A 26,139-nucleotide genomic window follows, 5' to 3' on the forward strand; every position below is an offset into this window, starting at 1 on the left:
CGCTTGGCGTTGGTATCGTGCGCCGGCTCGCCGCCGCATCCGAAGGACCTCGATCGAACCGACATATTGGCCGCATTTCCGTCCGAATAAAATCCCCCCGGGCAATAATCGCGCGCCGGGCGGATCCTTTCATGAACGGTATATCGGTGCCGCCGATGCGCGGCTAGATGGGTGATATCCCGGTGGCGAGGCGGCTGCGAAAACATGGCCGTACGGATATCGGGCGCGCGAAGCCGCGCCGGTGCGGGCGCGCGGGTGCGGCGCGCGGCGCCGGGCACGTGGAATCGGCCCGGCGGCAGGCGCCGGCGCGGCCCCGGCGGCCGCGCCGGCACGCGCTCGCGCAACCGTTTTCCGCTTGACGCCGGTCAATCGTCAGAAGAAGTGGGGATGATGCACGAACGCAACACGTGCCGCGCGGCGTGGCGGCGTCAGCGCCCCGATGCGAGCAGCGCGAGTGCGTGAGCGCGGCCGCGTCCGGCCGACGCGCCGTCGTGTTCTCCGTAGGCGGCGGCGAGCGTGTCGACGCGCGCGAGGTGGTGGCGATTGTCGTGGTCCCACGGATGGAAGCCGGGCCGGAAAAAGCTCAGCCATTCACCCGCGATGCGCGGGAACAGCCCGCGGCGCGGCCCGTACAGGAATGCAATCATGCGCAGCATGCCGCGCACACGATGCCTGATGTCGCGATCGCGCGACAGCAGCGTCAAGTGCATCAGGAACACGGTCGGCCAGAACGTCAGCGTCGTCACCAGGTACACGCCGACGCGGATCAGGTAGCGGCGCAGGCCCGGTTTCATCACGGCGTTCCACACGTCGTAGGACACGGCCTTGTGCTCGGTTTCCTCGAGCGCATGCCACAGCCACATCTGCCGGTAGCCTTCGACCGAACCGTCCAGGCGCGTCGGGTCGCGCAGGAGCCAGTCCGCGAGCATCGCCGTGTAGTGTTCGGCGGCGACCGTGTGCGCGAGCTGCACCGAATGCGGCAGCGTACGCTTCATGAAGCCGAGCACCGTCCATACTCGCTTGTCGAGCTTGCGCGCGGGCAGGCGGTTGGCCTGCATCAGCTCGTTGTATTCGACATGCTCGCGCGTATGCATCGCCTCCTGGCCGATGAAGCCGAGCACCTGCCGCTTGAGCACCGGGTCGTCGATCCGGTCGCGATAATTGCGCACCGAATCCATGAAAAAGCGTTCGCCGGCCGGAAACAGCAGCGACAGCGCGTTGAAGAAGTGGGTCACGTGCGGGCCGAGCCCATGCCAGTCCTTCGCGCGCTCGACCGGCAGGTCGAAGCGCAAGTCGCGGCGCACTGGCATCACCTCGGCTGCAATGGCTGAAGCGGCTGACTTCATGTTCGTCGTTCTCCTGGTTTTCGGGCGGCCCGTCAGCCGTCGCGGCCTTGTCGGCGCGGGCCCGGGCAGCGCATCGCGCAACGCCGAAATCTTGACATCGATAACTGTAAAGATAGGCGCCGGCCGGTACCGCGCGCAAGCCGCGCGGTAGACGCGCGCTTCCAAACAGGGCACGGTCGGCAGCGCGGAAAAAACGAGGTTCGAGCGGCATTCGGGCGCGCCGGGATTCGAACGCGCACGCCGGTACGCGACCGGCAGCCAGACGGCGCACGCACGCGCCGAAATCGGCACACACACCCCGCGCGACGGGCGTTTCGCGGGATCACGCGGTGCCGCCCGACGTGACGCCGAGCAGCCGGGTGGCACCGATTCATACGCGCGCCCCGTTCGCGCGGCGCAACCCCGTCGATCCGGTTCGCGAAAAATTCAAACGCGCGTTCCATTCGCGTTTCACGCGGAATGCAAGACCACCACCGCGGCCGGCGCGCGATCGGCATGCCGCGGGGCGCTTGTCGCGTAAGGCGGCCCCCTGCCCGCTCGCCTACAATAGCGGTTTTACCCAACCCCTTTCAGGAGAAGTCATGTCTGTCACCACGACCGCATCGGGCCTCAAAATCGAAGACCTGACCGAAGGCAGCGGCGCGGAAGCGCAAGCCGGCCAGACCGTCAGCGTCCACTACACGGGCTGGCTGACCGACGGTCAGAAATTCGATTCGAGCAAGGATCGCAACGACCCGTTCGCGTTCGTGCTCGGCGGCGGCATGGTCATCAAGGGCTGGGACGAAGGCGTGCAGGGCATGAAGGTCGGCGGCGTGCGTCGCCTGACGATCCCGCCGCAACTCGGCTACGGCCCGCGCGGCGCAGGCGGCGTGATCCCCCCGAACGCGACGCTCGTGTTCGAAGTCGAACTGCTCGCCGTCTGACGACGCCGTCGGCCGACGTCCTTCCGATGGAACGCATCCCGTCTCCGGCCATCGCGCTGCGCCGTTACGACACGTGCGAAGCATCCGACGTGCACGACTTTCATCAGGTCGTGATCGGCGTCGACGGCGCGATGGTGATGGCGGTGGACGGCGTCGGCCAGCGCATCGACCGGCACGCGGCGTGGCTGATTCCGGCCGGCGCGCGCCACGATTACTCGGGCCTCGGCGAGAATCGCCAGCTCGTGCTCGACTTGCCCGCCGCGTCGCTCGCGGTGCCCCAGCGGCTGTTCGACAGCGCGCGTGCCGTGTCGATCGACCCGGCGCTCACGTCGCTCGTCGCGCAGGTCGCGGCGGCGGCCGCGCAATTCGACGGGACAGCCGGCGACACGCAGCGCGCGCATCGCTTCCAGTGGCAGGCCGCCGCACGTCTGTGCGACGCGCTGCTCGACGATGCCGGCCTCGCCGCGCCCGCGGCGGGCCTGGATTTCGCGCGCATCGACCGCTGGCTGCGCGCGCGGCTCGCGGAACCGCTGCGCATCGCCGATCTTGCCGCGCACTGTGGTTACGGAATGCGCCGCTTTCATCAACTGTTCGTCGACGCGTTCGGCGAAACCCCGCATCGCTACCTGCAGCGGCTGCGGCTCGACGCCGCCGTCGTGCTGCTGGCGGACGGCCGCCATCCGCTCGTCGACATCGCCGGCATGGTCGGCTTCGCCGACCAGAGCACCTTCACGCACGCTTTCAAGAAGCGCTTCGGCGTCGCACCGGGGCGCTGGCGCGGCGAGCGGCACTGAGCCCTCACGCACGTCGCCCCGGCCTGCCGGAAAGCCGTGTCACGGCTCGCTTAGCCTCACGGCCTCCGTTCCCCTGTCGCGCTGCGGCCGGCAAGCCGGCCACATCGCGACGGTATCGACGCTTCACGCCTCCCTGAAACGTTGCCCGCCCGTCGCGTCCTACGATGGGTGCATGGACACGACCACCCGCTCCGCCGCCTTTCCGCCCGGGCTTGCCCGCATCGTCGCGACCGTCAGCATCGGCTTCGTCGTCACGCAACTCGACGTAACGATCGTCAACATCGCGCTCGCGCATCTGGCCGGCGATCTGCATCTGCCGGTCGCCGGCCTGCAGTGGGTCGTCGATGCGTATACGCTCGCGTTCGCGGTGCTGATGCTGTCGGGCGGCGCACTTGGCGACCGCTTCGGCGCACGCCGCATGTACGTCGTCGGCCTCGTGCTGTTCGCACTCGCGTCGCTTGCGTGCGGCGCCGCCATCGCGCCCGCGATGCTGATCGCGGCCCGCGCGCTGCAAGGCGTCGGCGCCGCGGCGATGCTGCCGAATTCGCTCGCACTGCTCAACGATGCGTGCCGGCATGATCCGCCTCTGCGCGCCCGTGCCGTCGGCTGGTGGACGGCCGCGGGCTCGATCTCGATCGCGGCCGGCCCGGTCGTGGGCGGCCTGCTGATCTCAGCATGGGGCTGGCGCGGCATCTTTCTCGTGAACCTGCCGCTGTGTGCGGCGGGGCTGGCGGCCACGCTCGCATGGGTGCCCGCGCGTCACATCGGCGCTACATCGAAGCAACCGACGACGCCCGTGCGCGCCGTGCGGGCACTCGACCTGCGCGGTCAGCTCATCGCGATCGCGATGCTGACCGCGCTGACCGCCGCCGTGATCGAATGGCAACCGCTCGGCTTCACGCATCCGGTCGTCGCCGGCGGCTTCGCGCTCGCGGCGCTGGCCGGGCTCGCGTTCGTCGCGGTCGAGTCGCACACCGCGATGCCGATGCTGCCGCTGTCGCTGTTCCGCCGCCGCACGTTCAGCGCGGCTGTCCTGTTCGGCATCTGCGTGAACCTCACGTACTACGGCACCGTGTTCGTGCTTGCGCTGTACCTGCAGCGCGTGCGCGGCGAATCGGCGTGGCAGGCGGGGCTCGCGTTCCTGCCGCTCACGGGCGGCTTCCTGCTGGCGAACCTCGCGAGCGGCCGCGCGGTCGCGCGTCACGGCCCGCGCGCGCCGATGCTCGCGGGCGCGCTGGTTGCCGCGCTCGGCTACGGCGCGCTGCATTTCATCGATGCGTCGACGCCGCTGCCGCTGCTGCTCGTGCCGTTCCTGCTGATTCCGGCCGGCATGGGCTTCGCGGTGCCGGCGATGACGACGGCCGTGCTCGCGTCGGTCGAGCATGAGTGCGCGGGTATCGCATCTGCGGTGCTGAACACCGCGCGACAGACCGGCGGCGCGATGGGCGTCGCCGCGTTCGGCGCGGTCGCGGGCAGCGGCGCCGCGTGGCAGACCGTCGAGGGCCTGCATGTCGAAACCGGCGTGTCGGCCGGGCTGCTGGTCGCGGCCGCGCTGCTCGCCACGCTGGTCAGGCCGGATGCGCATCGCGGTGCATCCGGTGCGCGTCGCGCGGCGTCGGCAGCCGATTGAACGGTGCGGTCGGCCGTCATCGGGCGCGTGACCGGTGCGTCGACGCCGCGAAGCGGAAACGATTGGTTCTTGCGTGCCGTGGCGAACGAACACTCACGCCCGCGTCCCGCCCCCCCTCGTCGCCCACCTTCCGCACGACCGTCTCCGCCGCCTTCAGCGGCCGGCCGTCGTCGTGCCGAAGCGCGAGCTTGCGGATCGCCCGGCCCGTCTTGCGCTCGACCAGCACCGAATGCGGCTCGCCGCGCTCGAACAGGTTTGCCTCGCCCCACTGCCGCAACATCACGATCACCGGAAACAGTCCCTCGCCCTTCTTCGTCAACGCGTACTCCTGATATGCGCTGCCGTCCGACGCGGGCACGACTTCGAATACGCCAGCGTCCACCAGCATCCTGAGCCGGTCCGACAGGATGTTGCTCGCGACGCCGAGGCTCGCGCGGAAATCGCCGAACCGGCGCACGCCGTCGAACGCATCGCGCACAATCAGCAATGCCCAGCGATCGCCGACGATATCGGTCGCACGCGCCACCGGGCACGGCGAATCCGCGAGACTTTTCTGCCTGGCCATATTGCTCTCCGCTGTCGCGCCGGCGCCTTCGCGGGCCGCCGGCCGTCCGTGCGCAGGCCCATCGCCCGCCGTCACACAGGTTGCATTTTAAAACCACTTTTCCTACACTCACACTAGTTTCAAATTGCAACCACTTGAGTGAGCGTGAGACACCCCATGGAATCACCCAGTTCAGGAACGGTCGCGTCGAACGCGACGTCGCGCACCGCTCGTCCGATCGCCGTCTCGCGGGTGTCGACGGCGCGCGTCGTGCTGCTCGCCGTCTGCTGCGCGGCGAGCGTCGCGAACGTGTACTACGCACAGCCGCTGCTCGACTCGATCGCACATGACTTCGGCGTATCGCAGGCAGCGATCGGCGGCGTCATCACCGCGACGCAACTCGGCTGCGCGCTCGCGCTGCTGTTCGTCGTGCCGCTCGGCGACCTGCTGAACCGCAAACGCCTGATCACCGTTCAACTTTTGCTGCTGACGGCGGCATGCATCGGCGTGGCCGCCTCGCCGACGCGCATCGCATTGCTGGCGGGCATGGTCGCGGTCGGGCTGCTCGGCACCGCGATGACGCAAGGGCTGATCGCCTGCTCGGCCGCGCTTGCAGGCGCCGGCGAGCGCGGCCGCGTGGTCGGCGCGGCGCAGGGCGGCGTCGTGATCGGCCTGCTCGCCGCGCGTGCGCTCGCGGGTGTCGTCACGGATGTCGCCGGCTGGCGTGCGGTTTATCTGGTGTCGGGCGCGCTCGCGATCGCGATGCTGGTCGCGCTGGCGCGGCTGTTGCCCGATGCGGACGCGCCGCGCGCGCGCATCGGCTACGCGGCGCTGCTCGGTTCGATGGTCACGCTGCTGCGCGACGAGCGCGTGCTGCGTGTGCGCGGGGCGATCGCACTGCTGCTGTTCGCGGCGTTCAGCATCTTCTGGAGCGCGCTCGTGCTGCCGCTGAGCGCGCCGCCGCATGCGATGTCGCATACGCAGATCGGCGCATTCGGTCTGGTCGGCGCGCTGGGTGCGGCAGCCGCCGCGCGCGCCGGCCGGCTCGCGGATCGCGGCCTCGGTGAAGCCGCGACCGGCACCGCGCTCGCACTGCTCGCGCTCTCGTGGCTGCCGCTCGCGTTCGCCGGTACGTCGATCGCGCTGCTGGTCGTCGGCATCGTGCTGCTCGACGTCGGTGGGCAGGCCGTCCACGTCGTGAACCAGAGCATGATCCTCGGCGCGCGGCCCGATGCGCATGCACGCCTTGTCGGGTGCTACATGCTGTTCTATTCAGTCGGCAGCGGGCTCGGCGCGATTGCGTCGACGATGATGTATGCGCACGCCGGATGGGTCGGCGTCTGCGGGCTCGGGGCGGCGGTCAGCGTGGGTGCATTCGCCGTATGGGCCGTGACGCTCCGGCGTGCATGACGCGTGTCGAAGTGTCGAACACCGAGCGCGAACCGCGGCCTGCCTCGCACGGAACGAAAAAAAACCGGCTCGCCCGGATCGAGCGGCCGGCATGCGGACCGGACGCGTGCGCGTGCGCGTGCGCCGGCCCGACCGTCGCGGCGGCGTGCCGCATTCGCTTACCCCGCCGCCTGGATCGCCTCTTCGTACACGCCGGCGACGCGTCGCGCGATCACCGCGTTGTCGAAATGGTCGCGCGCGTAGCGCTTGCACGCGGCCTCGTCCGGCAGCGTGATCGCGCCCGACAGCGCGCCGCCGAGCCCTTCCGCGATCGCATCCGCGCCCGTCGACGGCAGCACGAGATCGTCGGACAACCCGGCCACCGCCTCCGGCAGCCCGCCGACCGGCGTCACCAGCACCGGCGTGCCGGACGCCAGCGATTCGACCGTGATCAGCCCGAAGCCTTCGAGCGCGACCGTCGGCACGACGCTGACCGTCGCCGCGCGGTACAGCGCCGCGAGATGATGGTCGGGCACGAACCCGAGCAGCTTCACGTTGTCCTGCAGCCCCGCGTCGTCGATGCGCTGCTGCAGTTCCTCGCCGATCTTGCCTTTGCCGGCGATCAGCAGCAGCACGTCCGGATGACGGTGCTTGACGAGACCGATCGCGTCGATCAGGTCTTCCAGCCCCATGCGCCGCACGAGCCGGCGCACGGCCAGCACGATCGGCCGGTCCTGCGGCAGTTGCAGCTTGTGCCGCGCCTCGGCCGGCGTGAGCGGCGTATCGAACTGCGCGGTATCGACGCAGCCGGGAATCACGCGCACGCGCGACGGATCGATGCCGTAGCGGTTCGTCAGGATCTGGCCGAAGGCCTGCGACAGCACGATCAGGCGCGACGAGCGCGTATAGACGGCCTGTTCGAGATAGCGCTTCGCGCGCTGCCCGAGCGACGCGGCGCCCTCGACCTGGCTTTCGTCGGCCCACGGCCCCTGGAAATGCGACACCTGCGGAATCCCGCGCGTCACGTCGAGGCCCGGGAACGTGTACAGCGCGAAGTGCGACGAAATCACGTCCGGACGCTCGCTGCGGATCTCGTCGCGCAACGCGCGGCGCGCGGCGAGCATGCGGCGCGCAAGCGGCTGCGACGCGGGTCCGAAGCCCTGGATCGCACCGCCCGTGTCGTCGGCGACCTTCGGCGAGCCGGCAACGAGCCCGCGCACCTCGACGCCCGCACCGGGCAGCGCGCCGACGAGCGAGTAGTACATCCGGTCGAGGCCGCCCGCGCGTTCGGGGAACCAGTGCATGCCAATCTGCAACGATTTGATCGGCCGGGAAGATTGGGACATTACGACTGCTCCTGCGTAACCGCATGCTCGACCCGCTCGAAGGCGGACGGCTGCGAGGGTTGGCCGATGCGCCGGTAGAGCGCGACATACTGGGCGCCCATGTGGGCCCAGCCGAAACGGGTCATCAGTTCGCGGGCCGCGTCGCCCATCGCGCGACAGGTGTCGCGCGACGCCGCGAGCGAGCCGATCGCCTGCGCGAGCGCGGCCGGATCGTCGGGGTCCTCCAGCACGACCCCGCAGTCGCGCGTAATGATTTCGGCGCCGCCGGCGGTGCGCGCGGTGACGACCGGCAGCCCGGCCGCCATTGCTTCCAGCAGCGACAGGCTCATCGCTTCGTAGCGCGACGGAAACACGTAGGCGTCGACCGAGCGCATCAGCGTCGGCATGTTCTTCACGAGACCGAGGAAATGCACGCGCGAATCGATGCCGAGCGCGCGCGCCTCGTCCGGATACGGGCTGCCGGGCAGATAGCCCGCCACCGCGAGATGGACGTTCGCCGGCAGCTTCGTCAGCGCCTTCAGCACGGTGCCGAGGTTCTTGCGCGGCGTGCGCAGGTCGCCGACGAACAGCAGCAGGAACGCATCGTCCGGCAGCTTGAACGCCGCGCGATCGGCCTGCGCGCCGGCGAACGCGCTGCCGTCGACGCCGTTGTAGATCACGCTGATCTTGCCGCTGTCGATGCCGAGCCCGGCGATCTCGTCGGCCACCTTCTGCGACACGGCCGTGATCGCGCGCGAACGCCGGTACGCCCAGCGCTCGAGCGCCGTATTCACGCGCGTGTAGACGTACTGGTAGGCCGACCACAGCCCCTTCGTCAGCCCGAACGGGTAATACGGGCTCTTGAACCAGCCGCCGTGCACGAAGTGCGCGGTATTCACGTCGGCCTTGATCCACGAAATGAAGCCGTTTACGTGCAGCACGTCGTACTCGCTGCGATGCGCGCGCAGCCACCACGCGCTCTTCAGCGCGAACACCTGCTGCTTGACGAGATTCGACGGCCAGAAGCCGCCGACCTTCACCGGCACCCAGCGCACGCGCGGGTCGGCAAGCAGCTCGGGCGCGACATGCGACGCGACCAGCGTGACCTCGTAGTTCTCGGCCAGCGCCGCGCGCGCGATTTCGTAATTGACGCGGCCCTGCCCGTCGTTATGTCGCACGACGTGCGTGACGATCGCGATTCTCAATGGTCGCCTCCCCGTGAACGCGCGGCGGCCAGCAGGCGCTGTGCCTTCTGCCAGTGCGCCGCGGATAGTATTGAAAAAATGGCCGTGAACAGCAGCAGGCCGCCCGTGCCGATCAGCGAGTTCGTGAACACGAGCATCGCGAACACCGACAGGCACAGGCTCAGGCATGCGCCGACGAACTTGTCCTTGCGCAGCTTGAATGCCGCGCGCAGGGTGCGGGCGAGCAGCATCACGACGCCCGACAGGTACAGCAGCGTGCCGGGCCAGCCGAGCACGAACGGCACGTTCATCACGCCGCTGTCGAAGCTGCCGTACTTGCCGAGCTCGCCGCTGTCGCTCGACAGCTTGGTGGACGCGCCGGTCGCGCCCATCCCCTCGCCGGCGACGTCGGTGAACGCCGTTTGCGCGAAGGTCGCGTAGAACTTGTTGCGGTCGTCGTAGCTGCGGTCGTCCTTCAGGTTCGTGATCGATTGCAGGCGCGCGCCGAGGCGGTCGGCCACCGGGCCGACGGTCAGCAGCGGCACGCATAGCCCGACCAGCACGACACCGCTGATCAGGATCCGCATCCGCACGCGGTTGCTCGACTGCACGAGCTGGATCGCGAGCGCGATCACCCAGCCGCCCCAGGTCGAGCGCACGAGACACAGCGCGAACGACACGAAGCCGGCGGCGCCCGCGAACCAGCGGACCTTCTGCGGCGCGGCGAACACGAACACCAGCGCGCCCATGATCGCGAACGCGAACGGCCCCGACGAGTTCATCGTGCTGAAGACGCGGACACCGTACGGCACCGGCTCGCCCTGCGAACCCATGTCCGAGCCGATCATCCACAGCACGTCCCACTGCGGCATCACGAAGTACTGCACGACGCCGTACACGCCCATCACGAGCATGCCCCACATGAACGTGGACAGCAGCACGTCGCGGTACTCGGGATAGTCGCGCGAGTTGACCATGATGTGAAAGCCGATCAGCACCGGGTACACCCAGTTCGCGAGGTCGTAGGTCGCGGCCATCACGCCGCTCGACACGATCCCCACCAGATATGCATACGTCAGCCCGAACAGCATCAGCAGCACGGGAATCCCGCGCCGCTGCGCAAGCACGCGGTAATGCCTGAGCAGCCCGAACCCGGCGATCATCGTCACCGCGAGCGGCGCGACCTGGATCAGGCTCGTCGGCGTGAACGCGCCCTTCGACCAGTCGGCGAGACGTCGAACTTCGGGGCTCAGGAACCACACCCACCACATGAAGCCGACGTAGCGCGCCGGGCTCTTGAAATACAGCCAGATGCCGACCGCGATGGCCAGCACCGGAAACGCGAGCGTCAGCACCTTGCCCTGGTGAATGGCGATCAGCGCGGCGGTAAACGTCCACAGCCCCGCCTGCCCGACCCAGTGCTTCGGTTCGGGCAACCGGCTGCGGCTGCGCGACGGTGCGCGTTCGGCGGCAATCGTACTCATCGATCCGTTCTCACCGCGACGACGGGCGCGAATCCGCGAGCGGCATCGCGAGACCGGCCGCCGCCGGCGTGCGACGCCGGCGCAGCATGTCGCGCGTGATCCGCACGTGCTGTTCGGCGAATGCCTGCGTGGTCAGGTCGCGCTCGCGCAGGCACGCGGCCGCGGCACGCGCGCATTCGAGCGCGGCGGCCGGATCGGCCACGAAGCGATCGGCGGCCTGGCGCATCGCCGCTGCGTCGAACGCCGGCACGTAGGCGGCCGTATCGTGCGGGAAGTAGTCGCTGAGCCCGCCGACGTCGGACACGATCATCGGCTTGCCGACCGCCGCCGCCTCGAGCATCACGGTGATGCCCGACGCGTGGAAGTTCGGCCGCAGCGGCACGACGATCACGTCGGCCCACGCGTACAGTTCGTGCTGCTTCGCGAGGCCCGACGCCGAGCCGATCTTCACGTTCGGTGCATGCCACTCGCGCGGCACGCGGCGCCGCGTCGCGAGCCGCACGTCGTAGCGCTCGTCGCCGCCGAACGCGGCGAGGAACGTGCGCCAGTCGCGATCGCGGTCGTTGCCGATCGCGGCGATCCGCAGCGGCCGGTTCGGTTGCCACTGCTGCGGCTCGGTGAGCGGGAAGTCCTGCGTGTTCAGCCCGTAGTAGACGAACTCGGCCTCGCGCCCGAGAAAGCGGCGGCACAGCTCGGCGTTGTCGCGGGCGAGCGTCGTCAGCGCGTCGGCGCGCGCGAGCAGCTTGCGGTACAGCCAGCGGCGCGGGCCGCCGAACGTGTTCCACTTGTCGAACAGCCACACGCTCTGCGCGAGCAGCAGCGGGCGCTTGCCTTGTGCGCCGGCGAGCTTCAGGATCAGCGCGGCGGCGAGATGCTCCTGCTCGGTGTGCGTCCAGATCACGTCGGTGCCCAACAACGCCGCGCGATTGCGCCACGCATGCACGACGTCGAAGCCAAGCGCCGCCTTGAGCGCACGGCGCACGAGGCTCGCGACGCGGTTCTCGCGCCGGTCCTGCGAATAGGTCAGCCGGAATTCGTCGGATTCCGCGTGGTGATAGCCGTACAGGCAGCCGATGTTCTCGCCTTTCCGGTAAGTACGCGGATCGGCGCCGTAGAACAGGTGGACGTGAACCTTCGTGGAATTCATGCAAGCCCTCCGGGGATGGCCGCGCGTCGTGCGCGCAGCCCGTTCAAGACGTCACCGGCGGCATCGCCGCACGATGGGGGGCAAGGTCGGCGCGGCGCGCATCGCGTGCGCCGCGGCGCACCGCGCGCCAGTGCTCGCGCACACGGTCGCGCCGCGCGGTATGCAGCGACAGCAGCACGTGCGCGAAGCCCGGATAGACGCGCGTGCCGATCAGCGTCCACCACCACCAAGCGATTTCGCGCCGCACCGGCGGCAGATGCTCGCGCAGGATCAGGTGCAGGTTGTACGCGCCGTTGCTGATCGCATTCAGCGATGCCGCATCGCGCCGGTCGTCGTCGAAACGCTCGGCCGGAAAATGATCGACCGCGATCGCCGGGTCGTAGACGAGCTTCCAGCCGTCACGCTGCACCTGCATGCTGAAACCCATGTCGTTGTGCACCTGCGCGCCGGCGCCGCGCAGCCGCGTGTCGAAGCGCAGACGTTCGATCGCGGCGCGGCGGTAGCTCATGTTCGCGCCCTTGAGCATGTCGACTTCGCGCGCGCCGCCGACGCCCAGATGATGGTTGCCGACGATCTTGCCGGACAGCGTGAGCTGGCCGACGAGCTCGCGCGACTCGTCGAGCACGCGGCCCTTCTCGTGCACCCAGTCGCGGCCGCCGACCGCACCGACGCGCGGGTCGGCCAGGAACACGGCTTCGACGCGCGCGAGCCAGTCGGCGCGCGGCGCCGCGTCGTCGTCGGTGATCGCGACGATGTCGCCGCTCGCCGAGTCGAGCCCCTTGTTCAGCGCGGCGACCTGCCCCGGCACGTCCACCGGCACGATCCGCAGCGGCAGCATGCCGCCGACCGATGGATCGGCGAGGCGCTCGTGCGTGGCATCGTCCTCCGGGCGCGCGACGACGATCACCTCGTCGGGCAGCCGCTGCTGGCGCTGCAGCGCCAGCAGGCAGCGCGCGAGGTCGGCGGGACGCCTGTAGGTCGGAACGAGCACGGAAATTTTCATCGAGGGTTCTCCAGTCGGCCGGGCCGGCGCTGCGCACGCCGGCCCGGTTTCGTGCAATGCCGTCAGGCGCTCAGGTATTCGTGGACGGCCGCATAGCCGCGGCCGTAGCCGCGCGCCTTCGGCGGCACGCCGTTGAAGATCCCGCCTTCCAGATCGACGCCCGCGGTACGCAGGCGCTTGATCGCGTCGGCGATCTCGCCTTCGGTATGCATGCCCGAGCGCAGCACCAGGAAGGTCGCGCCGGCCATGCGGCCGATGATGGTCGCGTCGGTCACCGCCAGCACCGGCGGCGAGTCGATCAGCACGACGTCGTAGCGCTTGCCGAGCCCTTCGAGGTATTGCGGCAGGCGCGTCGACATCAGCAGCTCCGACGGGTTCGGCGGGCGCGTGCCGGCCGAGATGAACGACAGGCCCTGCACCGGCGTCTCGCGGATCGCCTCCTCGAGCGGCGACTGATCGCTCAGCAATTCGGACAGGCCCGGCTGCGCGGTGAGGCCGAAGTAGCGGTCGAGCATGCCGCGACGCATGTCGGCGTCGATCAGCAGCACGCGCTTTCCCGAATGCGCGAGCAGCACCGCGAGGTTGACCGTCAGGAAGCTCTTGCCGATGCCCGGCGTCGGGCCGGTCAGCACGATCACGCGGCTCTTCGCATCCATCATCGCGAACTGCATCGCGGTGCGCAGGCTGCGCATGCTTTCGACGCTCAGGTCCTTCGGACGCAGGCTCGCGAGGATCGGCCGCGCGCGGCCGCCGCCCTTCTCGGCCATGGCGTCGAGCTTCACCTGCTCGGTGCTTTGCGGCACCAGTCCGTAAAGCGGCAGGTTGAACGTGCGCTCGACGCGATCCGGATCCTCGATGCCCTGGAACAGGTTGCGGCGCAGGAACACGATGCCGGTACCGAGGATCAGCCCGAGGAATACCGCGGCCGACAGGATCAGCACCTTCTTCGGCTTGACCGGATCGCCCGGGCGCAGCGCGGAATCGACGAGGTGGATGTTGCCGCCCGTGCCGGCCTTCTGCACCGACAGCTCCTGCACGCGGTTCAGCAGCAGCACGTAGATGTCCTCGGCGACCTTCGCGTCGCGCTGGAGCTGGACGGCCTTCACTTCGGTCGCCGGCAGGCTGCGGAAGCGGTTGCTGAACTTGTCCTTCTCGCCCTGCAGTTCCGCGAGCTGCTGCTTCGCGGCGATCACCATCGGGTGCGAATCGGTGAAGCGCTGCGCGAGCGATGCGAGCTGCAGGCGCTGGGCCGCGATCTGCTGCTCGTACTGCACGCTGCCTTCGAGATAGACCTTCGCCTCGTCGCTCGCGTTGATCGAACCGGACGTGCGCTGATACTGCGTCAGCGCGGCTTCCGCCCGCTCGAGATCGGACTTCAGGCGCGGCTCCTCGCCCTTCAGGAAGTCGAGCATCTTGGTCGCTTCGGCCTGCTTCGCGATCACGTGCTGGTTCAGGTACGACTGCGCGAGCGCGTTCGCGATCGCGGCGGTCTGGTCCGGGTCCTTGCCTTCGAGCGAAATCTGCACGACGCCCGTCTGCTTGCCCTGCTCGGACACCTGGATGCCCGACTGGAAGCCGGTGATCGCATCGAGATCGTTGTAGCGGACCACCGTGAATTGCGTGCCCGGACGCGCGACCAGCTTCTGCACCAGCAGCGTCACGCCGCCGCCCTGCTCCGATTCGCCGACACGGCCCGACAGCAGGCGGCTGCCGTTCGCGTCGACGAGCGTGTAGGTGCCGTTCAGACCGGCCGTCAGCGTCAGCTTCTTGCCTTCGAGCGCGGGCACGACGTTGATCGTGTCGATGTCGGCGACTTCGCCGCCCCATGCGTACGACCGCAGGCCGAACCAGGCGCGCGACGGCACGCCGGGCGTCGCGACGCGTGCGGACAGGCTGCCGAGCAGCGGAATCGTCTTCGGCACGACCGAGAAGTTCAGCTTGAACTGCTCGACGACCGGCGTGACGACGCCGCGGCTCTTGATGATCTCGATTTCCGCGTCGGTCTGCGCTTGCTGCGGGCCGCTGTTGATCGTCGCACCCGTCTGCGTCTGCGTGAGCGCCTGCGACGTGTTGTCGTTGCTCTCGACCCGCACGTGCACGTCGGCCTGGTACACCGGTTTCGCGATGTAGCAGTAGAGGCCGGCGAGCGCGATGACGGTCACCGCGATGCCGAGCAGCAGCCAGATGTCGTCCATCAGCACCTGGAGCAGCTGGCCGAGGACGACGTCCTCTTCCTCGGTTTTCGCGGTCAGATCCGCGTAGGCGTGTTTTGCTTGCGTGTTCACCATTCGTTCCCGCTTGAGTGGTGCCGGGGGGCAGGCGCCGCCCCGGCGGGCTATCAGCGCGTGATTTGCCGCATGTAGAAGATCGTCTGGATCGTCGGCAGCACCTGCTGCAGCACACGGTTGAACTGCACCGAGCCGGCCGTGCTGACGTAGACGACGTCGAGCGGCTGGAGCGGGAAGCGGCTCGACAGCATCAGCGCATCCGGCTGCGTCATGTCGAGACGGAACACTTCCGGCTTCGTCGGGTTGTCACGCATCCCGCGCATCACGTAGATCTTGCGCGGGTTCGCATCGGTGTCGAGGATGCCGCCGCCAGCCGTCAGCGCGTCGGCGATGGTCAGCCTGCCCTTGAGCATCGGCACCGTGACCGGCGTCTTGACCTCGCCCATGATGAACACGCGGCTGTCGCTGCGGTCCGGCACGTTGACGATGTCGCCCTGCTGCAGCATCACGTTCTGCTTCACTTCGCCGCGGTCGAGCACGCCGTTCGCGTCGAGCGTGTAGAGCTTGCCGTCGCGCGTCAGGCGCACGCGCTGCAGGTCGGCCTCGGCGGTCGAGCCGCCCGAGCGCGAGATCGCGTCGACGAGCGTCAGCGGCACGTCGCTCATCGCGAGCGGGCCGGGCGTCTTCACCTCGCCCGTCACCTGTACCTTCTGGCTGCGGAACGACAGCACGCGCACATCGAGCTGCGGATTCTTCACGTAGCGCGCAAGGCGCGTGGCCAACTCGTCGCGCGTCTGCGCGATCGTCTTGCCCGCCACGTGGATGCGGCCGACGAACGGGAAGAAGATCGTGCCGTCGGCGGCCACGGTCTGGCCGTACGGATCGGCCTGGCCCGGCAGCGACGACGAATACGGCTGCTGCAGCGCGCCCGCGATCGTCTGCGTCGTGTTGCCGCCGCTCGAGAACGACTGGCCCTGCGGCGTCGTCAGCTCGGGGTGGTCCCACACGGTGACGCCGAGAATGTCCTGCGGGCCGATGCGGTAAACGTACTGCGACGGATCGGTGTAACGGCCCGGCGGCAGCGGGTGTTCGACCTGCTGCTTCTGCAGCTGATCCATCACCAGCTTCGCGTCGATGTAATGAACCGGATAGGTTTCGGCCTGACCTTGCCGGCCTTCGTCCTTCAGGTTCGACGAGTCGAGATAGTTGCCGGGCGCAGTCGCGCAGGCCGACAGGAAGGTCGTCATCGCGACGGCGAGCGCCAGCGGGCGCATGGGACGTTTCAGCATAGTTTTTGCAGCCATCCTTGAACCAGACGTTCGATCAATGAGTAGCTCTCGCGATAGTCGGCCTCGGGGCCGCCATGCGGATCCGCGATCTCGGCGTCCTCCCACTTGCCCAGCAGGTGAACCTTGCCGCGCGCGAACGGATCGACCGATTCGACGGCCTTGATCTGTTCGCGCTCGCTGACGAGAATCAGGTCGGCGTCGCGCACGATCCGGCGCGACAGCCGCCGCGACCGGTGCGTCGTCGCATCGACGCCGCGCTCGGCGAGCAGTTGCCGCATCACCGGATCGATGCCGTCGCCGTCGTTCGCACGCACGCCGGCGGAGTGGAACGTCACGCGCGGGCCGCCGCGCGACGCCGCGTGCGACTTGAACAGCAGTTCCGCCGCCGGGCTGCGGCAGACGTTCGCATGACAGACGATCAGGATGTTCCGGAACATGGCGTCTCGATTCGGGTTACGGGTAACGGCGACGCGCGGGTCACGCGTTCGCGCGCGCGGCGCCCGGCACGCGGGCGGCGACGGCCTGACGCGAGCCGGGGCGGCCGATCGGGTGGTATTCGATGCCCTGCTCGCTCATCGTCTCCGGCTCGTACAGGTTGCGGCCGTCGAAGATCACCGGCGATTTCCATTGACGGCCGAGCGCGACGAAATCCGGGCTCTTGAACGCCTTCCATTCGGTGACGATCACGAGCGCGTCGGCATCGCGCGCGGCCTGCGCCTCGTCGTCGACGAACGTGAGACGCTCGAGCCAGCTCGGGTGATCCGCGAGATCGAGCGCGAGCACGCGGCGCGCTTCCTGCTGCGCGACCGGGTCGTACGCCGCGATGCGCGCGCCGCGCGACAGCAGCTCGGCGATCAGCTCGCGGCTCGGTGCCTCGCGCATGTCGTCGGTGTTCGGCTTGAACGCGAGCCCCCAGATGGCGAACGTGCGGCCAGTCAGGTCCTCGCCGAAGCGCGCGACGATCTTGTCGGCAAGCACGCGCTTTTGCGTCGCGTTGACCGACGACACGGCCTTCAGGATCTGCAGCGACTGGCCGTGCTCGTCGGCCGTGCGGATCAGCGCCTCGACGTCCTTCGGGAAGCACGAGCCGCCGTAGCCGCAACCCGCATACAGGAAGTGATAGCCGATGCGCGGATCGGAACCGATCCCGCGGCGCACGGCCTCGATGTCCGCGCCGAAGCGGTCGGCCAGGTTCGCCAGTTCGTTCATGAACGAGATGCGCGTCGCGAGCATCGCGTTCGCCGCGTATTTCGTGAATTCGGCCGAGCGCACGTCCATGTACAGCGTGCGTTCGTGGTTGCGGTTGAACGGCGCGTAGAGCTTCTTCATCAGTTCGCGCGCGCGCTCGCCCGGCACGTCGTCGTCGCAGCCGATCACGATGCGGTCCGGCCGCGTGAAATCGTCGACCGCCGCGCCTTCCTTCAGGAATTCCGGATTCGACACGACGGAGAACATCGGGGCGTCGCCGCCGCGCTTCGAAAGTTCCTCGGCCACCGCCGCGCGCACGCGCTCGGCCGTGCCGACCGGCACCGTCGACTTGTCGACGATCACCTTGAAGCCCTTCATGTAGCGGCCGATGTTGCGCGCCGCCGCGAGCACGTACTGCAGGTCGGCCGAGCCGTCCTCGTCGGGCGGCGTGCCGACCGCGATGAACTGCACGTCGCCGTGCGCGACCGCGGCCTCGATGTCGGTCGAGAAGCGCAGGCGGCCGGCCGCGCGGTTGCGCGCGATGACTTCCTTGAGGCCCGGCTCGTGGATCGGCACGCCGCCGTTGTTCAGGACGTCGATCTTTGCCTGATCGACGTCGAGACAGAACACGTCGTGCCCGATGTCGGCGAGACAGGCGCCGGTGACAAGACCTACGTAACCGCTGCCGATGATAGTCAGATTCATGATGTGTCGGACCTCGTGACCAATGATTCGAAATTCGTGAAACCGGAGTGTCTGCGCGGGACGAAACCGCGTCAGTAAGCGTTGCTGCCGGTGAAGCCTTTCCAGAGCGTCAGCACGACGATCTTGATGTCGAGCCAGAACGACCAGTTCTGCATGTAGTACAGATCGAGCTTCACGCGTCCCATCATCTTCTCGATCTGGTCGGTCTCGCCGCGAAAGCCGTTGATCTGCGCCCAGCCGGTGATGCCCGGTTTGATCCGGTAGCGGAACATGTAGCCCTTCACCAGATCCTTGTAGATGTCGTCGTGCGCGAGCGCATGCGGACGCGGACCGACGACCGACATCTCGCCCTTCAGCACGTTGATGAACTGCGGCAGTTCGTCGAGGCTCGTGCGGCGCAGGAAGCGGCCGACCGGCGTCACACGCGTGTCGTTCTTGGTGGCCTGCGTGACCTGCCCCGCGACTTCCTGATGCACCTTCATCGAGCGGAACTTGTAGATCTCGAACTCGTGGCCATCGATGCCCTTGCGCTTCTGGCGGAAGAACACCGGCCCGCGCGACGTGAGCTTGATCAGACATGCGATCAGCAGCATCACCGGCGCGAGCGCGGTAAGCGCCGCCAGTGCGAACAGCCGGTCGAACACGAACTTCGGCAGGATCCGCACGTCGGTGATCGGCGACGCCGCGAGGTTGATCGCCGGCACGCCGAGCACCTCGACCACTTCCTGGTTGAAGAACGACAGCGTGCGCACGTCCGGAATGAAACGGATGTTCACGAAGTCGTGGCGGAACACCGTCACGATCTGATGAATCCGGCGCTCCTCCGTGATCGGCAGCGTGAGCCACAGCTCGCTGATCGCGCGGCTGCGCACCAGCCACACCAGCGATTCGAACTGCCGCTCGATACGCACGTCGTCGAGCGCGACTTCGCCCGGTACTTCGCTTTCGTCGTACACGCACACCGGGTTGAAGCCCGCTTCCGGACGCGCCCGCATCTGTGCGATCAGCCGCCGCGCCGCCGGCGTGCCGCCGACGATCGCCACTGCCTTCAGGTTGTAGCCGCCGCGGCGCAGTTGCCGGAGCACGACGTGCACGCAAGCCTTGGAGCCGGCGAGCAGCGCCATCGTCACCACCGCCCAGTAACCGAGCCACAGTCGCGACAGGTCGCCCGACTGGTGGAAGCTGAAACTCATCAGGATGCCCGCGAGCTCGACCACCAGCCACGCGAACGCGACGCGCCCCACCAGACCGACGAGACGCTTGCCGCGCCACGACTGGTAAATGCCGATGGCCGGAAAGAACACGACGACCAGCAGGCAGTCGAACAGCACCGTCGTGCGCTGCAGGTCGTTGAGCCAGATGCTGCCGCCGTGCAGCGCGGCGGCGATCAACGCCCCCAACACGACCATCGCAATATCGATGACTCTCGCCAGCACGCTCAACATGTCTGCTTCCTCTTTGAACAGGCGTTTGCCGAACAGCTCCTCGTGCAGCCCGTGCCGCACCTTCGATTCAAACGTTGCATGACGCTATTGAAGCGACAAGAAAATCGCTCCTCAAGCGCTCAAGTATTTCGAAAAATAATCGGAAATTCTTGCCGCGACATTTCCGAATTAAATCGGCACGTTTTCCCGAATCGATCGTGAATCGGGATTTTTTCGAGAACTTTACGGTTCCCACGAACCCTTTTCAGGACGGGGCTCCAGCCCGATTCGTCGAATTATTTTTTATTTTTTTATTTGCATCGCGTGCCATCGAAGAAAAATTTTCCTGATACGTGCGCGTCGAATATCGCGCAAATCGCCCCGGTTTTATTGTCGATTTACTTCATGCTACAAACAGGCACTGACTTCAATCGAGGAGAGTGTCATCATGAATGCTCCGGCCGTGGCAGCCGATACGCGCCCTTCTTCTTCCGCCGCAACCGACGCCGCGACGCGGGTCGCGGTGCAGCCGGTGATCCTTGCAGGCGGTTCGGGCACGCGTCTGTGGCCGATGTCGCGCGAACACTATCCGAAACAGCTGATCGGCCTGCTCGGCGATCATTCGCTGCTGCAATCCACCGCGCTGAGGCTCGACGGCCTCGCGACCGGTCATCCGCTGAACGACGACGTGCTGATCGTGTGCGGTGAGGATCACCGCTTCACGACTGCCGAGCAACTGCGCCTGACCGGCAAGCGTGCATCGATCATGCTCGAGCCGCTCGGCCGCGACACCGCGCCCGCGCTGACGCTCGCCGCGCTGCGAATCGTCGCCGGCGGCGGCGATGCCGTGATGACCGTGATGCCGGCCGACCACGCGGTGGCAGACCAGCCGCGCTTTCATGCGGCCGTCGCGGCCGGCGTGCACTGCGCGGCCCAGGGCAAGATCGCGACGATGGGCATCGTGCCGGGCCGTGCCGAAACGGGCTACGGCTACATCCGCGTCGGCGCGCCGCTCGGCGACGCCGCTACCGGCAACCTCGACGTGCGCCGTCTCGACCGCTTCGTCGAGAAGCCGCATCTCGAACTCGCGCAGCAGTACGTCGCGTCCGGCGAATACTGGTGGAACAGCGGGATCTTCATCGTGCGCGCGTCGGTGTGGCTGAACGCGATCCGCCAGCTCGAACCGGAGATCCTCGCAGCCTGCGAGCAGGCCGTCGCAGGCGGCAAGGACGACGGCGACTTCTTCCGCGTCGACCGCGACGCGTTCGCCGCGTCGCCGTCGAACTCGATCGACTACGCGGTGATGGAGCGGCTCGTGAACCTGCCGCAGCTGTGCGAAGGCGTCGTCGTGCCGCTCGACGCGGGTTGGTCGGACGTCGGTTCGTGGGACGCGATCTGGCAGATCCTGCCGAAGGACGAAGCCGAGAACGTCGGCCGCGGCCACGTGCTGTTCGAAAACGCCGAATCGACTTTCGCGCATTCGGAAAGCCGGCTCATCGCGTGTGTCGGCACGCGCAATCTCGTCGTCGTCGAAACGCCGGACGCCGTGCTCGTCGCCGACAAATCCTGCGTGCAGGACGTGAAGAAGATCGTCGGGCGCATCAAGGCCGAACGCGGCGCGGAAGCGACCGATCATCGCAAGGTCCATCGCCCGTGGGGGCATTACGACTCGGTCGACATGGGCGAGCGCTTCCAGGTGAAACGCATCGTCGTGAAGCCGGGCGCACGACTGTCGCTGCAGATGCACCATCACCGCGCCGAACACTGGATAGTCGTGCGCGGCACCGCGCGCATCACGCGCGGCGACGAAACCTTCCTGCTGTCGGAAAACGAATCGACGTACATCCCGCTCGGCGTGTCGCACCGTCTCGAGAACCCGGGCAAGATGCCCCTCGAGCTGATCGAAGTGCAGTCGGGCGCGTATCTCGGCGAGGACGACATCGTCCGCTTCGACGATACCTACGGTCGCCAGTGATGCCACGCCTGCCGGGCGCGCCGTCTCGACGGTGCACCCGGCATCACGGGCATGCCGAAGACAAAAAAACGCGCGGGCGTCGTGACGGACGACGACCCGCGCGTTTTCGTTCGGACGACGATCAACCTACGCGATACGCGTATTCGCGGCGGTCCGCCTGCACGGGATCGTTGCGGCTCTCGGACAACGCGCCCGCACGACGCTCGGCGATGAAGCGCTTGATGTCCGACTCGGCACGTGCCAGCTCGGACAGGCCGGCCAGCACCTCGCTTTGCGGCGCACGCACCGGTTCGTCGCTCGCCCCGTGGCGATCGATCCACTGACGCGCCCAGTCGAGCGCGTACTGCTCCGCTTCCTCCGCATCGGTGAAGCGCGGGCCGATCAGGCCCGAGCGCTCGACGCGCCGGTCGTCCTGAGTGATCTCGGCCCACGCGCGGTACATCAGGTTCTGCACCGGTTGCGCGCTGCCGCAGATCGTATAGCCACGGTATTCGTCGACTTGCGGCTCGGCCGCGGCGAAGCTCGCGGCGGACGGACGCCCGTGACGCAGCCCCGCGGGCTGCGCGCCCGGCACCGCGAACGATGCACCGCGCGACGCGTCGTCGGCGGCGTTCGGCATCGCGGTCAGCGTCGCGCCCTCGCCATCCCAAACGTTTGCCTGAGCGACCGGCAGTTGCCACGACTCGGGGTTCTGCCAGAACACGCCGCGCAGACGGTCGTTGTCGGGCACGGGCTCCGCGCGGCATGCCGGCGCGACCGGCACCGGCGGCGGCGGCACGTACGCGAACGTGCGCCCGCTGAACTGGGTGAGCACGTCGATCATCTGCAGCAGCGTGCCGTTCGCGAGCCACTCCTCGTAGCGGCGACGGCACGTCGGCCCGGACGGATAGCGCCCGGGCAGTTTGGACCACGCTTCACCGGTCGTCAGGATCCAGAGAACCGCGTTGGCGACAACGCGCGGTTCGGCTCGCGGACGGCCTCGACGGTTCAGCCGAATGGGTTCATCGGCGATCAGCGTTGAAAGTCGAAACCACTCTTCATCGTTAAGCTCATCGAAGAACATAGTCGATTTCTCCACGCAGCCAGGCCGGGGCTGCGATTGTCGGCGCCGTCGTCACGCATCGCGTCACGGGGCGGCCCGGTTGCACATTATGGTTATCCGGTCGTTGTGCATGCCGGTGCGACACCGCACTTTCACGGTGCCGCCATTCACGGCAATGGCGCACAAACTACGGTCTCACTCCAATGTGGGAATTTTTGTGCACGAAGCATACCATCCTCAGGGTTTATCTCAATATGACAATGACTTAATGTTACGCACTGAAACAACCTGCCATGGATGCGCAATCCATTTACGCTTGAATTTTTTTACGCGATCGTTATGCGGGGCGCTGGAAAGCCCCGTCTGGCGGGGCTCTGCGGGGTGCGGATGCGGCCCGTCCGGCAGGCCGCCCGACTTGTTCCGACCCTTGCCTGAAACAATTCCGGGAATTGCCGCCGAAAATCGGTAAATCAGGGAAAAAATCGTAACAAGATATTCACGGATCGGTAAATCGTTCAAACTCGATTGAACTGAATTTTCCCCGTGCACAATCTTTTTATTGTTTCTCTGCGAGTAGTGAAAGCGGTCGCGGGTCGATGCACATCGTCTCCCGGCATGCAAGCGTCGACGGGTCTGTTACATCCTCGGCGTAGCAGACAGCCGACAGTGGCGGGCGCAACGATCGGGCGCCGCGTTCCGGGTCGGAACGATGGGGGAATCCGCGCGATACGGAAAGCGGCACCCGGCCGCACGCATCAGCGCAGATCGCCGGCCAGCGACGCGGCAACGTCCGCGTCCACCCGTTGCGGCGGCACCGTATAGGCCGGGTGATCGCAGCCGATCGACAGCGTCGCGCCGCCCTTGAGCGCCGCGCGCATCGGCTCGCCCAGTTCGAAGCGCACGAAATGCACGGCCGAGGTCTTCTCCGCGTTGTCGCGGTCCAGATCCTCGTCGGCGATCGCATAGACGTCAGGGTGCCCGTCGACCCGCAGGTACACGCGATCCTCGACGCCGATCAGCCGCGCGAGCGCCGCCCGCCGTTCGGCCTCGTGCTCGTATTCGATCTGCAGCGTTGCCTTCAGGTTGGTGCCGTCGGGTACGAGCGGCAGATAGGCTTCCAGTTCACCTTCGATGCCGGCCTCGTCGAAGATCTTCTCGATGTGCAGCATTTCCTGGATCTGGTAGCGGATCGTGGTCTCGTCCTCGAACAGCAAACGCAGATGGTTGCCCAGCGCCACCGCGCGGCGGCGCTTGTACGCGACGAGCCGCGCGTGTTCGGTCTTGCGGATCTTCGCGTACGCTTCGAGCGTCAGCAGCGAGTCGCGGGTCAGCGTCATGGCGTGTCCTTGGATAGCGTCGAATGTCTTCGTGGAGCGGCCGGTTCAGATACCGTACGCGCGGCGCAGCAGCGTCAGCGGATGCGCGAGCGGCGCGGCGGGCAACCCTTTCTCGTCGATGCCCTGCACGATGTGATGCCCGGCGAGCGCGCAGTCCGACGACACGACATCCGGCTTCGGCTCGGCCATCGCCTTGAACACCGGCGCACCGATCCGCATCGCGTCCGCATGGAAGGCCTTTTTCACGCCGAACGTGCCCGCATGCCCCGAGCAGCGCTCGACGACGTTCACGCGCGTATCGGGCACGAGCGACAGCGTGTCGGCCGTCTTGCGGCCGATGTTCTGCACACGCGCGTGGCACGGCACGTGATACGACACGGTGCCGAGGCCCTGCTTGAAGTCGGTCTTCAGCAAACCGTCGCGATGCCGCGCGATCACGTATTCGAACGGATCCCAGAATGCATCGGCCACCGCGCGCACGGCGTCGTCGCCGGGAAACATCAGCGGCAGTTCGCTCTTGTACATCAGCACGCAGCTCGGGATGGCGCCGATCAGCGCATAGCCTTCGCGCGCATAACGCTCCAGCACCGGAATGTTCACGGCCTTCTTCGCGGCGACGCCCTCAAGGTTGCCCTGCTCGAGGAGCGGCATCCCGCAGCACGCTTCGCGCGTGACGAGCTCGTACGGGATCTCGTTGTGCGCGAGGATCGCCAGCAGGTCGTGGCCGATACCCGGCTCGTTGAAGTTCACGTAGCACGTCGCGTAGATCGCGACCTTGCCGGGCGTGCGTTCGCCGTCACGTACCGGCGGGCCGTCCGAGCGCTTCGCGGCACGCCGAAACTTGCGCGGTGCGAACTCCGGCAGCCATGCGTTGCGATCGACGCCGAGCGCCGCTTCGAGCGCGTGACGCGCGGGCGGCGTGCGATTCACCGCGTTCACCGTCTGCGTGACGATCGGAATGCCCGCGAAATGCCCGAGCGCGTCGGTGTTCGACAGCACCTTGTCGCGCAGCGGCGCCTCTCCGCGCTTGTAGCGCGCTGCCTTGCCGCGCAGCATCAGGTGCGGGAAGTCGACGTTCCATGCGTGCGGCGGCACGTACGGGCATTTCGTCATGTAGCAGAGGTCGCACAGGTAGCACTGGTCGACGACCTTGCCGAACGCGTCCTTCGGCACTTCCTCGATGTCGCCCATCGGCGTTTCGTCGACGAGATCGAACAGCGTGGGAAACGCGCCGCACAACGACACGCAGCGCCGGCACCCGGCGCAGATGTCGAACACGCGCGTCATTTCCGCATCGATCGCGGCCTGGTCGTAGAACGCTTCGGACTGCCAGTCGAGCGGATGCCGCGTCGGGGCTTCGAGACTGCCTTCCTTGTGTGGCATGGGGCGCTCCAGCGTGGCGCGCATGCGCGCGGACTCGCCGCCCGCGTGATGCGGGCAGCGATCGACGCACGGCCGGCCGCAGGATGTCCGGCCGGGCCGTGCTGCCTTGCTGCCGGACCCGCGTCAGTCGACGAGTGCGTCGAGCGCCTTCGTATAGCGGTTGGCGTGGCTGCGTTCTGCCTTCGCGAGCGTCTCGAACCAGTTCGCGATTTCGTCGAAGCCTTCGTCGCGCGCCGTCTTCGCCATGCCCGGATACATGTCGGTGTATTCGTGCGTCTCGCCGGCGATCGCCGATTCGAGGTTTAGCCGCGACGAGCCGAACGGCAGCCCCGTCGCCGGATCGCCGACTGCCTCCAGGTATTCGAGGTGGCCGTGCGCGTGGCCCGTTTCGCCTTCGGCAGTCGAGCGGAACAGCGCGGCGACGTCGTTCTGGCCTTCGACGTCGGCCTTCGAAGCGAAATACAGATAGCGCCGGTTCGCTTGCGATTCGCCCGCGAATGCGGCCTTCAGATTCTCTTCGGTCTTGCTGCCCTTGAGTTGAGCCATGTGTGCCTCCGTTCGAGCCGGCGCGGCCGCGTGCGAAGCCTGGCCGATGATGTATGTGGGGCACGAAGCGTATGCCGGACGCGCACGCTTCGTGCCTTTTAATCTAGGCGCTGGCGTTCGCATCCCCCAATAGGCTTTTTCAATCCGCGCGATAGCGGAGGGCGGGAATAAGGGACAAGTTGATGGGCGCGTCGCCGGGTGGGTCGGCGTTTCGCTCGAGATTCGGCTTCCGGGCTTCCGGCGCGACGCCCGG

General features: G+C 67.6%; 21 protein-coding genes and 1 pseudogene. 5 read left to right on the top strand and 17 right to left on the bottom strand.

Annotated elements, in window-relative coordinates:
- Positions 1-428: 428 nt before the first annotated feature.
- A complete protein-coding gene (locus ACT2FV_RS07425; RefSeq protein ID WP_444503543.1) occupies positions 429-1,346 on the bottom strand; it encodes a metal-dependent hydrolase in 918 nt (305 codons plus the stop codon).
- 581 nt (positions 1,347-1,927) lie between these two features.
- On the opposite strand from ACT2FV_RS07425, the gene ACT2FV_RS07430 reads away from it, so the two are divergent.
- The 3 genes from ACT2FV_RS07430 to ACT2FV_RS07440 all read left to right on the top strand — a co-directional run bounded on the left by ACT2FV_RS07430 (position 1,928) and on the right by ACT2FV_RS07440 (position 4,693).
- Complete coding sequence (locus ACT2FV_RS07430; RefSeq protein ID WP_059601657.1) at positions 1,928-2,269, top strand: FKBP-type peptidyl-prolyl cis-trans isomerase; 342 nt, start codon at positions 1,928-1,930, stop codon at positions 2,267-2,269.
- Between the two features lie 26 nt (positions 2,270-2,295).
- A complete protein-coding gene (locus ACT2FV_RS07435) occupies positions 2,296-3,063 on the top strand; it encodes a helix-turn-helix domain-containing protein (protein WP_444503544.1) in 768 nt (255 codons plus the stop codon).
- A 172-nt stretch (positions 3,064-3,235) separates the two neighbouring features.
- Positions 3,236-4,693, top strand: a complete 1,458-nt coding sequence (locus tag ACT2FV_RS07440) for an MFS transporter (protein ID WP_444503545.1) — start codon at positions 3,236-3,238, stop codon at positions 4,691-4,693.
- A gap of 109 nt (positions 4,694-4,802) precedes the next feature.
- Here the strand turns inward: ACT2FV_RS07440 and ACT2FV_RS07445 are convergent.
- A pseudogene (locus tag ACT2FV_RS07445) lies at positions 4,803-5,258 on the bottom strand (winged helix-turn-helix transcriptional regulator); the annotation flags it as partial.
- 156 nt (positions 5,259-5,414) lie between these two features.
- On the opposite strand from ACT2FV_RS07445, the gene ACT2FV_RS07450 reads away from it, so the two are divergent.
- On the top strand, positions 5,415-6,647 hold the full coding sequence (locus ACT2FV_RS07450; protein ID WP_444503546.1) for an MFS transporter: 1,233 nt from the start codon (positions 5,415-5,417) through the stop codon (positions 6,645-6,647).
- Between the two features lie 158 nt (positions 6,648-6,805).
- On the opposite strand, the gene ACT2FV_RS07455 is transcribed toward ACT2FV_RS07450, so the two are convergent.
- From ACT2FV_RS07455 to ACT2FV_RS07500, 10 genes are all read right to left on the bottom strand, one after another.
- Entirely contained in the window at positions 6,806-7,972 is a 1,167-nt protein-coding gene (locus ACT2FV_RS07455) for a glycosyltransferase family 4 protein (protein ID WP_124621117.1), read from the bottom strand.
- Positions 7,972-9,156: a glycosyltransferase family 4 protein gene (locus ACT2FV_RS07460; RefSeq protein WP_151048591.1), complete on the bottom strand. Its 1,185-nt coding sequence runs from the start codon at positions 9,154-9,156 to the stop codon at positions 7,972-7,974. Before ACT2FV_RS07460 ends, ACT2FV_RS07455 begins: the two co-directional genes overlap by 1 nt.
- Complete coding sequence (locus ACT2FV_RS07465; protein ID WP_059531583.1) at positions 9,153-10,619, bottom strand: O-antigen ligase family protein; 1,467 nt, start codon at positions 10,617-10,619, stop codon at positions 9,153-9,155. The genes ACT2FV_RS07460 and ACT2FV_RS07465 overlap by 4 nt, the downstream gene beginning before the upstream one ends.
- Positions 10,620-10,629: 10 nt before the next feature.
- Positions 10,630-11,766: a glycosyltransferase family 4 protein gene (locus tag ACT2FV_RS07470; RefSeq protein WP_059601642.1), complete on the bottom strand. Its 1,137-nt coding sequence runs from the start codon at positions 11,764-11,766 to the stop codon at positions 10,630-10,632.
- A gap of 43 nt (positions 11,767-11,809) precedes the next feature.
- A complete protein-coding gene (locus tag ACT2FV_RS07475) occupies positions 11,810-12,769 on the bottom strand; it encodes a glycosyltransferase family 2 protein (RefSeq protein WP_059601641.1) in 960 nt (319 codons plus the stop codon).
- A 62-nt stretch (positions 12,770-12,831) separates the two neighbouring features.
- Positions 12,832-15,057, bottom strand: coding sequence for a polysaccharide biosynthesis tyrosine autokinase (locus tag ACT2FV_RS07480; RefSeq protein ID WP_444503547.1), 2,226 nt, complete (start codon positions 15,055-15,057; stop codon positions 12,832-12,834).
- Positions 15,058-15,107: 50 nt separating this feature from the next.
- Positions 15,108-16,286, bottom strand: coding sequence for a polysaccharide biosynthesis/export family protein (locus tag ACT2FV_RS07485; protein ID WP_444503548.1), 1,179 nt, complete (start codon positions 16,284-16,286; stop codon positions 15,108-15,110).
- Positions 16,280-16,723, bottom strand: coding sequence for a low molecular weight protein-tyrosine-phosphatase (locus ACT2FV_RS07490; protein ID WP_059531598.1), 444 nt, complete (start codon positions 16,721-16,723; stop codon positions 16,280-16,282). Before ACT2FV_RS07490 ends, ACT2FV_RS07485 begins: the two co-directional genes overlap by 7 nt.
- Positions 16,724-16,763: 40 nt before the next feature.
- Positions 16,764-18,179: a UDP-glucose dehydrogenase family protein gene (locus ACT2FV_RS07495; protein ID WP_059531601.1), complete on the bottom strand. Its 1,416-nt coding sequence runs from the start codon at positions 18,177-18,179 to the stop codon at positions 16,764-16,766.
- A gap of 71 nt (positions 18,180-18,250) precedes the next feature.
- Positions 18,251-19,624, bottom strand: a complete 1,374-nt coding sequence (locus ACT2FV_RS07500; RefSeq protein WP_124621107.1) for an undecaprenyl-phosphate glucose phosphotransferase — start codon at positions 19,622-19,624, stop codon at positions 18,251-18,253.
- A gap of 427 nt (positions 19,625-20,051) precedes the next feature.
- Between ACT2FV_RS07500 and ACT2FV_RS07505 the strand changes: the two genes are divergently transcribed.
- Entirely contained in the window at positions 20,052-21,578 is a 1,527-nt protein-coding gene (locus ACT2FV_RS07505; RefSeq protein WP_124621106.1) for a mannose-1-phosphate guanylyltransferase/mannose-6-phosphate isomerase, read from the top strand.
- Between the two features lie 121 nt (positions 21,579-21,699).
- On the opposite strand, the gene ACT2FV_RS07510 is transcribed toward ACT2FV_RS07505, so the two are convergent.
- The 5 genes from ACT2FV_RS07510 to ACT2FV_RS07530 all read right to left on the bottom strand — a co-directional run bounded on the left by ACT2FV_RS07510 (position 21,700) and on the right by ACT2FV_RS07530 (position 25,886).
- Positions 21,700-22,641: a transposase gene (locus ACT2FV_RS07510; protein WP_175814860.1), complete on the bottom strand. Its 942-nt coding sequence runs from the start codon at positions 22,639-22,641 to the stop codon at positions 21,700-21,702.
- 228 nt (positions 22,642-22,869) lie between these two features.
- A complete protein-coding gene (locus tag ACT2FV_RS07515) occupies positions 22,870-23,139 on the bottom strand; it encodes a hypothetical protein (RefSeq protein ID WP_444503549.1) in 270 nt (89 codons plus the stop codon).
- A 236-nt stretch (positions 23,140-23,375) separates the two neighbouring features.
- Positions 23,376-23,957 carry a DUF3501 family protein gene (locus ACT2FV_RS07520; protein ID WP_444503550.1) on the bottom strand — a complete coding sequence of 194 codons (582 nt, stop codon included), beginning with the start codon at positions 23,955-23,957 and terminating at the stop codon, positions 23,376-23,378.
- A 45-nt stretch (positions 23,958-24,002) separates the two neighbouring features.
- Positions 24,003-25,340, bottom strand: coding sequence for a heterodisulfide reductase-related iron-sulfur binding cluster (locus ACT2FV_RS07525; RefSeq protein WP_151048598.1), 1,338 nt, complete (start codon positions 25,338-25,340; stop codon positions 24,003-24,005).
- 123 nt (positions 25,341-25,463) lie between these two features.
- The gene (locus ACT2FV_RS07530; RefSeq protein WP_059466550.1) at positions 25,464-25,886 is read right to left on the bottom strand and encodes a rubrerythrin family protein; all 423 of its coding nucleotides are present in this window, start codon (positions 25,884-25,886) and stop codon (positions 25,464-25,466) included.
- Positions 25,887-26,139 lie beyond the last annotated feature (253 nt).

The organism is Burkholderia sp. PR2 (assembly GCF_052372875.1).
GTDB lineage: Bacteria > Pseudomonadota > Gammaproteobacteria > Burkholderiales > Burkholderiaceae > Burkholderia > Burkholderia diffusa.